At 59.4% G+C, this 14,627-nt stretch carries 12 protein-coding genes; 9 read left to right on the top strand and 3 right to left on the bottom strand.

Features of this window, described 5'->3' with window-relative positions; translation table 11 throughout:
- The first annotated feature begins 537 nt into the window (after positions 1 to 537).
- A complete protein-coding gene (locus J3R75_RS16470) occupies positions 538 to 1,506 on the top strand; it encodes a SurA N-terminal domain-containing protein (RefSeq protein ID WP_307263856.1) in 969 nt (322 codons plus the stop codon).
- 174 nt (positions 1,507 to 1,680) lie between these two features.
- Here the strand turns inward: J3R75_RS16470 and guaA are convergent, their stop codons facing one another.
- On the bottom strand, positions 1,681 to 2,931 hold the full coding sequence (guaA, locus tag J3R75_RS16465; RefSeq protein WP_307263854.1) for a glutamine-hydrolyzing GMP synthase: 1,251 nt from the start codon (positions 2,929 to 2,931) through the stop codon (positions 1,681 to 1,683).
- 228 nt (positions 2,932 to 3,159) lie between these two features.
- On the opposite strand from guaA, the gene J3R75_RS16460 reads away from it, so the two are divergent.
- The 5 genes from J3R75_RS16460 (at position 3,160) to J3R75_RS16440 (ending at position 9,821) form a co-directional block, all read left to right on the top strand.
- Positions 3,160 to 3,861: a metal-dependent transcriptional regulator gene (locus tag J3R75_RS16460; RefSeq protein WP_307263851.1), complete on the top strand. Its 702-nt coding sequence runs from the start codon at positions 3,160 to 3,162 to the stop codon at positions 3,859 to 3,861.
- 67 nt (positions 3,862 to 3,928) lie between these two features.
- Entirely contained in the window at positions 3,929 to 6,070 is a 2,142-nt protein-coding gene (gene feoB / locus J3R75_RS16455) for a ferrous iron transport protein B (protein ID WP_307263848.1), read from the top strand.
- A 207-nt stretch (positions 6,071 to 6,277) separates the two neighbouring features.
- Positions 6,278 to 7,579, top strand: coding sequence for an OmpP1/FadL family transporter (locus J3R75_RS16450; protein ID WP_307263845.1), 1,302 nt, complete (start codon positions 6,278 to 6,280; stop codon positions 7,577 to 7,579).
- A 148-nt stretch (positions 7,580 to 7,727) separates the two neighbouring features.
- A complete protein-coding gene (locus tag J3R75_RS16445; RefSeq protein ID WP_307263843.1) occupies positions 7,728 to 8,951 on the top strand; it encodes a sialidase family protein in 1,224 nt (407 codons plus the stop codon).
- 27 nt (positions 8,952 to 8,978) lie between these two features.
- Entirely contained in the window at positions 8,979 to 9,821 is an 843-nt protein-coding gene (locus tag J3R75_RS16440; protein WP_307263841.1) for a helix-turn-helix transcriptional regulator, read from the top strand.
- A gap of 515 nt (positions 9,822 to 10,336) precedes the next feature.
- Here the strand turns inward: J3R75_RS16440 and J3R75_RS16435 are convergent.
- Entirely contained in the window at positions 10,337 to 10,459 is a 123-nt protein-coding gene (locus J3R75_RS16435) for a hypothetical protein (RefSeq protein WP_307263839.1), read from the bottom strand.
- Positions 10,460 to 10,623: 164 nt separating this feature from the next.
- On the opposite strand from J3R75_RS16435, the gene J3R75_RS16430 reads away from it, so the two are divergent.
- The 3 genes from J3R75_RS16430 to tsaE are packed head-to-tail and all read left to right on the top strand — an operon-like array spanning position 10,624 to position 13,398.
- On the top strand, positions 10,624 to 11,997 hold the full coding sequence (locus tag J3R75_RS16430) for a methylenetetrahydrofolate reductase C-terminal domain-containing protein (RefSeq protein ID WP_307263837.1): 1,374 nt from the start codon (positions 10,624 to 10,626) through the stop codon (positions 11,995 to 11,997).
- On the top strand, positions 11,990 to 12,907 hold the full coding sequence (gene thiL / locus J3R75_RS16425) for a thiamine-phosphate kinase (protein WP_307263834.1): 918 nt from the start codon (positions 11,990 to 11,992) through the stop codon (positions 12,905 to 12,907). Before J3R75_RS16430 ends, thiL begins: the two co-directional genes overlap by 8 nt.
- A 5-nt stretch (positions 12,908 to 12,912) precedes the next feature.
- Positions 12,913 to 13,398: a tRNA (adenosine(37)-N6)-threonylcarbamoyltransferase complex ATPase subunit type 1 TsaE gene (gene tsaE / locus J3R75_RS16420; RefSeq protein ID WP_307263832.1), complete on the top strand. Its 486-nt coding sequence runs from the start codon at positions 12,913 to 12,915 to the stop codon at positions 13,396 to 13,398.
- 18 nt (positions 13,399 to 13,416) lie between these two features.
- Here the strand turns inward: tsaE and J3R75_RS16415 are convergent, their stop codons facing one another.
- A complete protein-coding gene (locus J3R75_RS16415; protein WP_307263830.1) occupies positions 13,417 to 14,613 on the bottom strand; it encodes a polysaccharide pyruvyl transferase family protein in 1,197 nt (398 codons plus the stop codon).
- Between the last annotated feature and the right edge of the window lie 14 nt (positions 14,614 to 14,627).

Here is a 14,627-nt window from a genome sequence, read left to right as displayed (position 1 = left end):
CCACACCCAGGCGCCGCCGTCCCGGCGGCGCTTTTTGGCGGCGGCCTGGGGCGAAGACTCACGACTCACGACCCACGACCCATGGCCTGGACTGTGGGGACTTTCGGGACTATGGGGAATGACGATTTGGACTTTGGGGACCGGTTGGTTGACACGTGGGACTACTGAGAGCGCTAATCGTTCCGACGGTTTTCGGCCCGGAGGGCCGCACCATGCATAACCCCGGGTGAGGCGCCCGGAGGGCGACGCAACCCGGGGTAGGATAGCACGTTATAGTTGCGCCCGGAGGGCGCCACATTCGCTTGGCACGTCGCGTCCCACCGCGCCAGAGAGAAGCATGACTGGCAGCCGATATCATTGGGTGACCGATTACACGGAGTGCAGCAAAGCCAACTCCCCGCCCATAGCAAAACAGCGGCAGAAGGCTAGATTATGAGCTCTCGCGCCTGCATCGTCCCGCGGCGGTCCCTATCACCCGCGACGACGTTGCCCACATCGCCATGGCTACCGTGTGTGTCTCCATTGAAAGAATACCCAATGATAAAAAAATGCGCCCTTCTTTGTGCCGTCCTCTGCTGCCTTGCCATACCGTCCTTTGCGCAGGGTAGTTTCGGCGATGCCCTGCTGGCTATCGTTGGCGATGAGGTCATCACCGCCCTTGATGTCCAAATGCGCTCCGCCAACAGTGAAAAAAGACTCCAGCAGGAGTTCAGCGGCGATGAACTCCGTCGCCGTGTTATCGCATTGCGCAAACAAATCCTTGATGATATGATCGACCGCGAACTGGTCTATCTTGATTTCAAACGTATCGAGGCCAAAATCCCCCAGACCTTCCTACAATCTCGCATTGATGAAATCGTCAAGGATACCACCGGCGGCAATCTCAAACAATTTGAAGAACGTCTCTTCGCCGAAGGCCTCAGCATGAAAGACTTCCAGGAAAAAGTCACCAAAGACCTCGCCGTCGAACTGCTTCTACGCGAACGCGTCACCAAGGGCCTACAGATATCCGACCTGCAAATCGACAACTACTACCGCGAATACCCCGAAAAACTCAGCACCCCCACCCGCTACCGCCTGGCAGTCATCCAACTCAAGAAAGATGGCCGGTTCCTCAACCGCTTTGACGATGTCTGCAAAGAAGTCGCCAGCAAAATCGCCCAGGGGACGCCCTTCGCAGATCTCGCCAAAGAGTATTCGGAAGGAGCCAACGCGACCGGCGGCGGCGATCAGGGCTGGCTCAGCGATATCGACCAGCGGCTCGTCAACGCCGTAACCAACATGGAAAGAGGTCAAGTCGCCACCAAGCCCATCGATTTCGAAAAAAGCGTCTTCTTCGTCCAACTCATCGACTACGAAAAAGGCGGCGTCCCAGAGCTGACCAGCCAGCTGCGCGATGACATCCGCAAGACCCTCGAAAAGGCCGAGGAAAAACGCCGCTACGACGACTATATGCGTGATCTGCGTATGCGCTTCCCCGTCCGCCGCATGGACGGCAATGACTGACCAGACCGCGATGCCTTACCAGGCCAAGCCAATACCTCTGCCAGCCCTTGGGCGATAACAAGCCCTCTTCTCCTGGCTGTAGGCTCCGATAAGCAAAATGCCCGCATGAACCGATGGTCCATGCGGGCTTTTTGCTTATTTGTTACTGTCGCACTGGCACAACAGTAGGCGGCATTATTCCCACTCAATGGTGCCCGGCGGTTTCGCCGTGATGTCATAAACCACGCGATTCACCCCATTGACTTCGTGCACAATCCGCTCGGACATCTTTTCCAGCAGTTCCCATGGCAGGCGCACAACCTGCGCCGTCACCGCATCCACGCTGTTGATGGAACGAATGGCTATCACGTAGTCGTAGCTGCGCTGGTGATTCTTGATGCCGACGGTCTTGACCGGAACAAAAATAGCAAAGGTCTGCCAGGTCTTGTGATACCAGTCAGCCTTGATCAGCTCGTCCGTCACAATCGCATCGGCCTCACGTAGCATCGCGAGAGTATCCCGGCAGATGGGCCCCACATGGCGAACACCCAACGAGGGCCCCGGGAATGGATGACGATCAATCAACTCGCTAGGCAAACCCAGCAACCGACCTACCACACGCACTTCGTCCTTAAACAGGCGCTCCAACGGCTCGACCAGCTTGAAATGCAAATCTTCCGGCAGCCCACCGACATTGTGATGACTCTTGATCACCCCGGCGGGATTGCCATCCATCGGAATGCTCTCCAAAATATCCGGATAGATCGTGCCCTGGCCAAGGAATGGCGCGCCAATCTCGCGGGCGGCCTCGGCAAAGACATCAATGAACTCCTTGCCAATAATCTTGCGCTTCTGCTCCGGGTCAGCTACGCCAGCCAATTTGTCCAAAAAGCGCTTCGATGCGTCCACATAACACAGATTCATGCTGAAGTTGCGCGCAAAAATCTCCTGCACCATCTCGGCTTCGTTCTTACGCAGCAAGCCATGATTGACAAACACACAGGTCAGGCGGTCGCCAATGGCACGATGAACCAGCGCCGCAACAACGGAGGAGTCTACACCACCAGAAAGGCCCAATACCACCCGGCTGTCACCCACTTGCTCACGAATGTCCTTGACCGCATCATCGATAAAGGACGCCATCCGCCAGCTGCCATGACAGCCGCAACGCTCCTTGCAGAACGCCGTCAACTCGGCGACCGGAGTCCGGCTGCTCGCAGTCGTCGTCGGTAGACCCAGCGCCGCCAAGGGCGCCGTCGCCGCAGCCGGCTCCCCATCGTGACAGAATATCAGCCCGGACGGCTTCTCAGCCATGATCCGCTCTTTGCTCACAGTGTAGGGCATGACCATCGTGTAGATGCCCTCACTACGAATGCCACGCGCCAACAACTGAATGTCCGCACAGGCAAAATTCACAAGTATAATGGTTTCCGGCGTCTGTTTCATGTAGCCTCTTTCTCGTCGTCGGGTACGTGCGTTGCGGTCAGGAAAGAATGAGCCTTCTACTATAAAATCCGCAAGGGCATTTACAAGATCGGCCACCACCACTCACGACTGGCGTCGCTTTACCTGACGCAAACTGCCGCGTTGTGTTTCTTAGCCCTTGCTAATCCTTAGACGCGTCTTATATTTAGCCTCGTTCCGCATCCCGCACCCTCAATTCCCGGAGCTGATATGCCCAACGACACTCGCACTTCACCGCCCATTTCCAGCAGCCTTGAAGACTACCTGGAAGCCATCGCGGAAATCATCGCGGAAAATGATCACGCCCACACCAAAGACATCGCGGAAAAGCTGCACGTGACCATGCCATCGGTGACCAATGCGCTGCAAACCCTCTACGCACGCGACCTCATCGTCTACCAGCCGCACATGCCCGTCAGTCTCACCGCGCGCGGCGCCGAACAGGCAGCCGTCATCAGACACCGACATGTCGCCATGAAAAAATTCTTCCAGGACGTCTTGAAGCTGGATGCGCAGGAAGCCGACGAAGCCGCCTGCCGCATCGAACACGTCATCGGTGAAAAGGTCATGTCGCGCTTTATCGTCTTGGCCAAGACCATCGCCAATCGCGAGGACTGCAAACCCCTCCGCGATTTCCTTAACCAGACCATGCCCCAGCTCTGCGTCGAGGATGGCGTTGATCTCATCAGTCTCAGTGAATTGCCCATCGGCAGGCAGGGCGTAGTCGTCCATGTAGACGAAAATCTGCGCGCGCTGAAAAAATTTGCCGACCTCGGCCTGGTCCGCGGCACGCTGCTGCAGATGGAAGGCCACGCGCCCTTTGGCGACCTGCTGCGCGTCAAAGTCATGTGCAGCAGCCTGTCCCTACGCCGTAAAGACGCCGCCCACATTTGGCTGAAACAGATGAGTTGAGCCACCGCCCGTCACTTTATCCGCCACCACTCACCCACTCCCGCTCATATCCAGAGGTGTCCGTCCCATGAAGGATCTCTATCGCATTGCCTTGGCCGGCAATCCCAACTGCGGTAAAACAACCATTTTCAACGCCCTGACTGGTACCCGCCAGCACGTCGGCAATTACCCCGGCGTCACCGTTGAGCGCAAGTGCGGCAGCTGCCGCATCGGTAATGTCAACATTGAGATCATCGACCTGCCTGGCATCTACAGCCTGTCATCGTCATCCCCCGAAGAAAAAGTCGCCATTCGCGAGCTACTCAAAACGCCGATCGACCTCGTCATGAACGTCGTCGATGCGGCCAATCTGCAGCGCAATCTCTACCTCAGCACGCAATTGGCTGAACTCGGCGTGCCTATGCTGCTGGTCTTCAATATGGTCGATGACGCCCGCAACCGCGGTTTCGTCTTTGACCTGCCCAAATTCGAACACTACTTCGGGGCGCCCATCGTTGAAACCGTCGGTTCCAGGGAAGAAGGCATCGACCAGCTCAAAGCGCTCACCGCCAAACTCCTGGTCGGTGAAGCGCAAAAACCCGCGATCATCCGCTACGGCGAGCACATCGACCAAGCCATCAACAGCCTCACCACAGCCGTCAAGGACAAACAGGACTTCGCCACGCAAGCGATCCCACCGCGTTATTTCGCCATCAAGCTGCTGGAAAACGACCCCGAGATCTGCGCCCTGCCAGCCTTCGCACCGCTCTTGCCCGTGGCTGCAGAACTGCGCGAACGCCTGGCCGTCCGCCATGGCATCAGCAGCGCCACGCTCATGGCCGACTGTCGTTATGGCGTCATCGCCGGCGCCTGCCGGGAGGCTATCACCCTCAACAACGAGCAACGCCGGCTGGTGTCCGACAGCATTGACAAGGTCGTCACCAACCGCTATGTCGGCCTGCCCATCTTCCTGCTGATCATGCTCTTCGTCTTTGCCTTCACCTTCATCTGCAGCGAGCCTCTGGTCGAGATCGTCGCTTTCCTGCTTGACCGCGTGAGCGCTCTGATCGACAGCGCCTGGCCTGCTGCCGCCCTGCCCTATTTCAAGGCGCTGGTGCTTGAAGGCATCATCGGCGGCGTTGGCGGCGTCCTTATGTTCATCCCCAATATCCTCCTCCTCTTCCTGGCCATCGCCTTCCTCGAAGGCACCGGCTACATGGCCCGCGCCGCTTTTGTCATGGACGGCTTCATGCACAAATTCGGCCTCCACGGCAAGAGTTTCATCCCCATGCTGCTGGGCTTCGGCTGTACCGTACCAGCCGTCATGGCCACCCGAACCATTGAGTCCGAACGTGACCGCCTCACTACCATCCTCATCCTGCCCCTGATGAGCTGCGGCGCCCGCCTGCCCATCTACTCCTTGCTCATCCCCATCTTCTTCCCACTCCGGATGCAGGCCGTCACCATGTGGATCATCTACATCATTGGCGCATCGTTGGCCCTGGGCATCGCCGCCATCCTCAAAGCCACCATCTTCAAAGGCGAGGACGAAGTCTTTGTCATGGAATTGCCCCCCTACCGCATGCCCACCATGAAAAGCCTGCTCATCCACATGGGCGAACGCGCTATGGTGTATCTCCACAAGGCCGGCACCATTATCCTCGGCGCATCCATCGTCCTCTTCTTCATCAACACCTTTCCCCAAAAACAGGTCTTTGATCATGACTACAAGGCCTTGGCCGAAACCATCGACAACAGCACAACCATGAGCCAGGAAGAGAAATCTCGCGCGCAGGACGAACTCGTCAGCCAACACCAGGCCGAAAAGCTCAATTATTCGCTCGCCGGACGCATCGGCAAAAAACTCGCCGTCCCTATGCGCTACGCCGGCTTTGACTGGAAAGCCAGCTCGGCCCTCATCGGCGCGTTCGCCGCCAAGGAGCTCTTCGTCTCACAGCTGGCCATCCTCCATTCCGTCGGCCAGGGCGAAGACGCCGCTCAGGCGCTGCGACAAAAACTGCGCGACAGCTACAACCCCCTACAGGCTTTCTGCCTCATGCTCTTCTGCCTCATCTCCATTCCTTGCGTCGGCACCGTCGCTGTCGTCTACAAGGAAACTCAGTCCTGGAAAATCACCATTGGGCAACTTGGCGGGCTCACCACCCTCGCCTACGTCATCACCACCATCGTCTACCAAATCGGCCGCGCTCTCAACATCGGCTTGGCATAAATCAACACGATGGCAAGTTCACTAACTTCTTTAATGTGCTACAAATCAATATACTACGATTCTCATCGTGACATATTAACCTTTTTTGTCATTTTTCCAGTGACTGAGTAGCTTTTCCGCATCCAGCGCGTTATTTTATGCGCCCATGCGGCAAAGACCGCAGGCAAGGTCATGAGTCAGGAAATGTTCATACGGAAGGAAACAAGCATGTTTCGCAAACAACGTCTTCGGTCCCTAGTTGTCTTCGCAGTGATGTTGGCAGCAATGGGTACGCCAGCATGGAGTGCCGGTTTTTCCATTCTTGAGCAGAGTGTACCAGGCGCCGGCCGCGCGCTGGCTGGTATGACGGCTGATATCGAAGATCCTTCCGCCCTGTACTTCAACGCCGCTGCTCCTGCCTGGTTTGAGAAGGGCAAGATCATTATTGGCAATCATTTCCTGCGCGCCAAGGCCGAATTTGAGGACAAGGGCAGCACGGCCGCTGGCGAAGACAATGGCAGTTTCGGTGGTTGGTCGGTCATTCCCAACATCTACTGGGTGCAACCAATTTCCAGCACCGTCAGCGTCGGCCTGGGCATGTCCGCTACCTCCGGCACCAGCACGGGCTACAACACCCATTGGCGCGGCAAGTACATCGCCCTGGATACCGAGATTGCCGTCGTCAGCATCAACCCCACCATTTCCTGGAAGGCCCTCGACACCCTCTCCATCGGTGCCGGCCCCGTCATCGAATACGCCGACGTCTGCCTCTCGCAGGCACTGCCGTATTCGAAGTACCCCGCTAACCTTGGGGGACCCTACCCAAATGGCCAGCTCAAACTCAAAGGCGACTCGGTTGCTCTGGGCTTTGCCATTGGTGCGCTCTATATTCCCGTCGAAGGCACCCGCCTTGGTATTGGCTATCGCTCCCGCATCACCCACGACCTCGACCTCGAAGCCCGCGTACGCGGCTCAGTACCCACTGGAGCCCGAGTCACCGACGATGCCCAAGCCGACCTGGACCTCCCTGCCATGCTGAACCTCGGCGTACAACAGGACATCACCGAACGCTGGACGGTCATGGCCGATGTCTGCTGGTCCGAATGGAGCGTCATGGAAGAACTGAAAGTCAATTTCGACCCTGAAGTAGCCAAGGCCCTTGGCTGGCCTCGCGGTCCCAAGAATGACGAAACCATAAAAATGAATTGGCGCGACTGCTGGCGCGTCGGTCTGGGTACCGAATATGACCTCAATGACAAATGGACCGTCCGCTGCGGCGTCGCCTACGACCAGACCCCCGTTGAAGACGTCGAAGATCGCACGCCCCGCCTGCCTGACGCCGACCGCTACTGGCTCACCTGCGGTGCTCAGTACCGCTACAGCGAAAACATCACCCTCGACTTAGGCTACGTCCACATCTTCTTCAAGGACGTCAAGATGGACTATCGTGATGTGCTCGGGCAAACAGTCAAGGGCGACATCACAGGCTCTGCTGACATCTTCAGCATGGGGATGACTTACACCTTCTGAGGCACTTTCGTCTCAACCTGATTTTCAGCACGGCAAGGGTTGCAACTGCGGCCCTTGCCGTTATTGTTTTCCCGTTGGCTGCCAGGCCAGCCACAGACAATTCCGCTTCTCCTCCGTCAACCTCAGCCAAACCCGCAGCGAGGGCAGCATGCAGCCACAACCACACTGGTTTCGCGGCATCTTTGCCATGACTCTCGGCATGGCTGGCGCCGCTCTGAGTCAAAACAAGCCCACCGCAGCCGCAGCCCCCAACCAGGAAGCACCCATGTCAAACAGCCCGGTATCCATCATCCGCCATGGCATCGTTTGTTCCTTGCCCCAGGAAAAGTTCGGCTATTTCGGCTGGCCCAGCGTCACCCGCCAAGACGACGGCACCCTCTGCGCCGTCGCCTCCGGCCTGCGTTTCCAGCATGTCTGCCCCTGGGGACGCACCACCATCTGCAAAAGCCGCGACAACGGCAAGACCTGGACCTATCCCCAGGTCGTTAACAACACGCCCCTTGATGACCGCGACGCCGGCATCGTCAGCCTCGGTGGCCAACGCCTCCTCGTCACCTGGTTTACCTCCAATACCTCCCATTATTTTTCACGCGACCCCAACAACTGGCTGAAAAAGTCCTTCCCGCCAGATGATTTCGAGGCCATGGGCAAGCTTCTGGACACCTGGACGGACGAGATGCGCGCCAAGTGGATCGGCTCCTGGTTCCGCATCAGCGAAGACGGTGAGTACTGGGGCGACTTCCAGCGCGCACCCGTGAACACCCCCCACGGTCCCATCGTCCTGGCCGACAACAGCTGGCTCTACCTGGGCAAGCGCTGGGACCTCAATGATAAAAAGACCATGCACGCAGGCGGCGGCCCCATCCAGGCCGCCAGTAGCGACGACGAGGGCAAAACCTGGCGCCTGCTCGGTGAGATTCCCCTCCCCGAAGGCATGGTCAATCAACACGCCCATGAACCACACGTCGCCGCGCTGCCAGACGGCCGGCTCTTCGCCGCCGTCCGCTACGAAAAGCCCTTCCAGGTCCTCTTCAGCGAATCCAGCGACGGCGGCGCGACCTGGTCCGTGGCTCGCCCCAGCGGCGCCATGGGCTCGCCACCGCACCTGCTCCTCCACTCGTCGGGCGCCTTAATCTGCGTCTACGGCTACAGAATGCAGCCCTTTGGTCAACGCGCCCTAATCAGCCGCGATCTTGGCAAGACCTGGCTCCAGGACATCGTCCTGCGGGACGACGCCCCCGACGGCGACCTCGGCTACCCCTGCTCCGTCGAGCTGGCCGATAAAAGCATCCTAACGGTTTATTACCAGAAATGCCGCGCCGGCGAAAAATGCTCCATCCTCTACACGCTTTGGAAACTCAACCTGGACTGATCCGCTCACGCAATGGAATCCCGCCTCATGACTGACCCCCTTGCCGTCATACCAACCCTGCGATCCTTCGGGATCTGTCTCTTTGATGACATCTGGCGCAAGCGTTTCCACGTCAATGCACACTGGGAATTCCACTTCATCCGCCACGGTCGCCTGGAATTGCACTTCGAAAAAAGCCATTTTCACGCCGGCCCGGGCGACCTTGTGCTCGTTCCGGCAGAAACTCTTCACTGCGACCAGTTCGACAGCAGCGGCGAATTCGAGGTCTATATGGCCTCCTTCGACTGGCCGCAGGCCGCCGACGCCTTCTACAAGGCCGTCGGCGGACCCGTCGTCAGCAAACTGACCGAAACCCAACGGGCGGACCTCCGCCTGCAACTTGACCTGCTCTACAACGACAACCAGGCCGAAACGGACTACGACCAACTCTTGAGCCAAGCTCGCTTTCATGCCGTACTTCTGCTCGTCCTCAAATACCTGGCGCTCAACCAGGCCGCGCCAGCCATTCGCGAACAGCAACAAAACCGCCAAAAACGCAACCAATGGCTGATCAAAGAAGTTAAAAACTACATCAGCAAGCATTATGCCCAACCGCTGTCGCTGGAAATGCTCGCCGAGTTCCTCTCCGTCAGCCCATTCTTCCTCTCACGCGTGTTCAACAGCGAAAGCGGTTTCTCCCTCTCCGAATATCTCACCATGGTCCGCATGAACCAGGCCAAAACACTGCTGCTCGACGGCCGTATGAACGTCTCGGAAATCGCCGACGCCGTTGGCTACGAGGATAGCGGCTATTTCTCAAAGGTCTTCAAGCGCCACTTCGGCTGCAGCCCAAGCAGCATGTCCTGCAAACGACCGCCCGCACATACCTGAGGACTTGCCCAGTAATGCATCACTCGTTGATGCCAGACGCAGCTGAGCTGCCGGCGCCAATGCGCGCCCGTCTCCCGGCCGTGGTGCGGACTGACCGATGTCGTCTCGCGGCCGTGGAGTGGGCGTCTCGCCCACTCCGACAAGACGGCTCATTAAACCGTCCTCGTCATCCACGCCGACCGTACCCGGCCCGTCTCCCCCGCCGCACGAGCCGTGCACACAGCGGCTGGAAGCCGCTGCTACTCTGGGCCCGCTATGACTCCGCTGCCGCAAAGGTCGGCGGAAATCAAGTTCGAATGACTGGGCGGCGACTGGCCGTGGGTTTCCTGCAAATTGTCCCCGGTGCTTTCCCCTCCGGGATGGTTACTGACCGATGTCGTCTCGCGGCCGTGGAGTGGGCGTCTCGCCCACTCCGACAAGACGGCTCATTAAACCGTCCTCGTCATCCACGCCGACCGTACCCGGCCCGTCTCCCCCGCCGCACGAGCCGTGCACACAGCGGCTGGAAGCCGCTGCTACTCTGGGCCCGCTATGACTCCGCTGCCGCAAAGGTCGGCGGAAATCAAGGTCGGATGGTTGGGCGGCGGCGGGCCGTGGGTTTCCTGCAAATTGTCCCAGCGAAGCGCCGGGGTGTACACTGACCGCTTACGACCGATTACGCGCTGACAGTACTGCTAGCCTTGCCAGCATAGGCTAAGAGGCTATATTCTAAGGCCTGCGGCCAGCAGAAAACTACCACCTGCACATGGCCACTACAGAGAAGCCGGCCGTCTGCCGGCAGCACGAAAGGATCTTGTTCCCCATGGCGCAACAAAACCGGCAGTTGGACATGAGCTTCGACGGCGATCAACGCCTGGCCGAAGCATTCAAGCTGGGTCACTTCATAACCCTCCTGGAAGTGACCACGCCAGCCGCCAGCCAGCCCATCGACTCCGCCGCGGCTGTGCTCCAGCCACTGCTCAAACAGGCCAGCGCCTTGGATGAAATCAATGGCATCACCCTAACCGACCGCATTCCTGATGAGCAACGCCACGACCCGGCCGAATTCGCCCAAATCCTCCTCAGCAGTTTTGATAAAAGTGCCGTCCTGACTATATCCGGCATGGGCAGCAGTCTTGACCGCGCCAAGACCATCTGCGCAGCGGCGCATGGCCGCGGCCTGCGCAACGTCCTTGCCGTCACTGGCGACCTCCCCACCCAGGCGGCTGACACAACGCCGGCACCGCCAACGCCGCGTCCCTTCCTGGACAGCGCCGAGGCCTTGCGTGCCCTCTACGACTTCAATCGCCAGCTCTGTCTCGGCGCGGTAGTCAATCCCTACAAGTACACAGCTCAGGACCAGTGCCTCCAGTATGCAAAGATGCTCCGCAAACTGCGCAGCGGCGCGACCTTCCTCGTCGCCCAAGCCGGCTGGGATATGAAGAAAAGCCAGGAACTGCAGTGGTTCATGCAAATGCGGGAAATGCACGAGCCCATTATCGCTCGCGTCATCATGTTCTCACGAGAAGAAGCGCTGCGGCTCGGCGAGTGGCGCCAGCCCGGCATCACGCTGCCCGTGCCCCTCGCAGCGCAGATCATGCGCGAAGCGACACTGCAACCCAGTGACTACATCGCCGCCCAAATCCATCGCTGCGCCCTGCAAATCATTGGCTATCGCGTCCTCGGCTACAGCGGCGTCCAAATAGCTGGCTGCCGGGACCCGAAAACCCTCGCGCAACTCGCCGCCCATTGCCGCGAATTGACCGCCACCTGCGATAACTACCCGTCATGGCTCAAGCAATGGCAGGACCTCCACGGCGCCATTTCCTTCGCCCCGGCACCGACTGAACATAACGCCGGACCACCCCACTATCTTTTCCGACAACTACTCAACCCACAACGCCGGGACTATGTCCCCGAAGACCGTTTCCTCGGCCAGTTCCTCGAAAAGCCTGACTTTGCCGATCAATGGCGCTTTTTCATGGCTAAATGGGGTAGGCGCGACAACGGCTGCTTCGGCCTGCCATACGAAACGGCTTGCCCCAAACAACTCCGCTACGGCCCCTGTGGCGGCTCGCAATGCGACGGCTTCTGTGAAGCAGGACATCAACCATGCTTCTTCCAGCGCGTATTGAGGCTCCTGGCCAGCCATAACGCCATTCAGCGCCTCGAAGAAGGACTGCCTGAGAATGACTGAAGACAGCTTCTTCCAATGGCTCTTTCAACGCCTGCCGGCAGCAGGCAAAGACGTCGTTATCCCCCCCGGCGATGACTGCGCCGCCATCCGCTGGCATGATGACAAGCTGCTGCTCGTCGCCGTCGACCAGGTCGTCGGCGGCCGTCATTATGTTGACCAAGGGCCCGACGCCACCCCTCCAGCCCTCGCGGGCCGCAAACTCCTCGCCCGCAATGTCAGCGATGTTGCCGCCATGGGCGGCACCCCTCTGTTCTGTCTCCTCGCCGGCGCCTTCCACCAGGGCTGCCCAGAAGCATGGCTCAAGGAATTTTATGGCGGCATCGTTGACGCCGCGCGCGACTTCCAGCTGCAGATGATCGGCGGCGACTTGGCCAGCACCAGCCTGGACGATGTCGCTAGCCTCACCATTCTTGGCGAAGTTCCTGCAAACGAGGTCATCACCCGCGGCGGCGCCCTTGCCGGCGATGCACTTTTCGCCACCGGCACCTTTGGCAATTCCTTCGCTAGCGGGCACCACCTGCATTTCAGCCCCCGCTGTGCCGAAGGCCGCTGGCTCGCCCAGCAGGGCCTGGCCAAGGCCATGATGGATGTCAGCGACGGTCTGTTGCTCGACCTGTCCCGCATCTGCAGCATGTCCCACTGCGGCGCCTGCATCGACCTCACTGCCGTTCCTCGCCGCAGTGCCGCCACCAGTATCGCCCAGGCCTGCAGCGAGGGCGAGGATTTCGAACTCATTTTCGCCGTGGCACCAGACAAAATCGCCGAACTGCAACAACGCTGGCCCTTTGCCAACACCCCACTGACCCGCCTGGGAACCTTCGACAACAGCGGTCTGCTCCGCGACCAGCAAGGCAATACTCTTGCTGCCCGCGGCTGGGACCACCTCTCACCACCACCTGCCGGAGAATGACCGATATGCGCCTCCTCAGCAAACAGGACGACGCCACCCTAACCCTCGGCCGCATGCTGGCCGCATGCCTGCCGCCCGCCAGCGTCGTCGCCCTCTATGGCGATCTCGGCGCGGGCAAGACCGTCCTCAGCCGCGGCGTTGCTCGTGGCCTGGGCATCGCAGAACCCGTTACCAGCCCGACTTTCACCGTCGTCCAGGAATACCGCCGGCCGAATGGCCAGTGGTTCTACCACTTAGATATGTACCGCATCAGCGATGAACAAGCCGCGCTGGCCTTCGGCATTGAGGAGTTCCTGTATGCCACCAACGCCATTACCTTGGTAGAATGGCCGGAGCGCATCGCCGCCCTCCTGGCGCCAACAGCCACCATCGCCATCACTCTCACCCATGTCGGCGAATCGCAGCGAGAAATAGTTCTTCCCGACCACATCGGGCGGCAACTGCTCGCCACGGGCCTGCCTGCCGGCATCAGCCAACTCGCGGACGCCTAACGCACGCGCAGCCCGGGCTCAGTCGCCGCGCCCCAGAGTCGCCCGCAGGCATTGCTCCGCCGCCGCCAAACGCGCCAGCCACTCCGCCCGACAGCGTTCGTTTGCCCGGCGAAACTCGTCTGGTGAAGCCAGCAGCTCCTCGACATCGGCGCGCAGCCGCGTCACATCGCAGTCGTTCACATTGCCAACCGAGCGCCGCCCCAACGCCGCCAGAAAATTGTCAATCTTGCTGCCGCGGGCAATGCCGATCACTGGCGTGCCCACATTCGACGCCAGGATCAGTAAATGCAGCCTGCTGCTGATAATCACGGCGCAACGGCTCGCTATCAGCTGCACTACCGCCGGATCGTCCTGTCCCGTCAACAAAGTCGTTTGTTCGCAGCGGGCCATGCCACGACGAAAATCAGCCATCCAGGCGTGGTCTGTGACCGGATTCATCGGTATGAACAGCACCTGCCGGCCCGGTTCAGCCAACATGTCATCCAGACAAGCCTGCAAGCGTTTCGGATCACGCAACGGCGACTGTGCTGAAATGCACACGCCAATCAAGCAGCGATCAGCCAGGACACTCAACTCCGGCGGCACTGCCTCCTCCGGGGCAGTCGGCAGGAGCAAAGCGCTGTCCGCTCCAACCACCGCTGCCGGATAGCCCGACCGGCACAATTCATCCCGTGATTGCTGATCGCGAACGATGACTGCAGCACACTTCGCCAAAACCTGACAGAGCTGTTGTCGCATCCGACGATCCAACACTTTTTCATAATAGCGCACGGCATCAAAAGTCTCAAAACTGCAACGACTAAGCGCGCGCAACAGCAGCCTCTTTTTGCCGCGCACCTCGAAGAAGGCCGGGTTGAGCACGCTATTCATCCCCACGTTCCACAGCAGCGTCTTCACGCCTGCCGCTTGGGCGATCTCCAGCATCCGCGCGCCAGTAGCCGGGTAGTCCGACAACCCCGTGGCCCCTGCCCAGACATAGCAGTCGTAATCACCAATATCGCGGCGAAAGGCCCGGCACTTGGCATCCGCACCAAATCCGTAGAGCATGACACATCGCAACTGGAGCTTCCGAGCCGTTTCCTCCGGCTGAGCCGTACTCACAGTCAGTTCAGCCTGTGGCAAGACCCGGCGGAATATCGCCGCCACGCAGGCGATAATGGCTTCGTCGCCAATATTATCACAGCCGAGGGGAATGCCCCCCAAGAGTATCTTCATGCTGTCACCGTACC

Source organism: Oligosphaera ethanolica, assembly GCF_030814695.1.
GTDB lineage: Bacteria > Verrucomicrobiota > Lentisphaeria > Oligosphaerales > Oligosphaeraceae > Oligosphaera > Oligosphaera ethanolica.
The sequence above is the reverse complement of the archived record's forward strand: the minus strand, read 5'-3'. Positions and strand labels throughout refer to the sequence as shown.

Bases quoted from the DNA above. Each gene is read 5' to 3' on its own strand.
- J3R75_RS16470 (WP_307263856.1), top strand. From the start codon at position 538: ATGATAAAAAAATGCGCCCTTCTTTGTGCCGTCCTCTGCTGCCTTGCC.
- guaA (WP_307263854.1), bottom strand. From the start codon at position 2,931: ATGAAACAGACGCCGGAAACCATTATACTTGTGAATTTTGCCTGTGCG.
- J3R75_RS16460 (WP_307263851.1), top strand. From the start codon at position 3,160: ATGCCCAACGACACTCGCACTTCACCGCCCATTTCCAGCAGCCTTGAA.
- feoB (WP_307263848.1), top strand. From the start codon at position 3,929: ATGAAGGATCTCTATCGCATTGCCTTGGCCGGCAATCCCAACTGCGGT.
- J3R75_RS16450 (WP_307263845.1), top strand. From the start codon at position 6,278: ATGTTTCGCAAACAACGTCTTCGGTCCCTAGTTGTCTTCGCAGTGATG.
- J3R75_RS16445 (WP_307263843.1), top strand. From the start codon at position 7,728: ATGCAGCCACAACCACACTGGTTTCGCGGCATCTTTGCCATGACTCTC.
- J3R75_RS16440 (WP_307263841.1), top strand. From the start codon at position 8,979: ATGACTGACCCCCTTGCCGTCATACCAACCCTGCGATCCTTCGGGATC.
- J3R75_RS16430 (WP_307263837.1), top strand. From the start codon at position 10,624: ATGGCGCAACAAAACCGGCAGTTGGACATGAGCTTCGACGGCGATCAA.
- thiL (WP_307263834.1), top strand. From the start codon at position 11,990: ATGACTGAAGACAGCTTCTTCCAATGGCTCTTTCAACGCCTGCCGGCA.
- tsaE (WP_307263832.1), top strand. From the start codon at position 12,913: ATGCGCCTCCTCAGCAAACAGGACGACGCCACCCTAACCCTCGGCCGC.
- J3R75_RS16415 (WP_307263830.1), bottom strand. From the start codon at position 14,613: ATGAAGATACTCTTGGGGGGCATTCCCCTCGGCTGTGATAATATTGGC.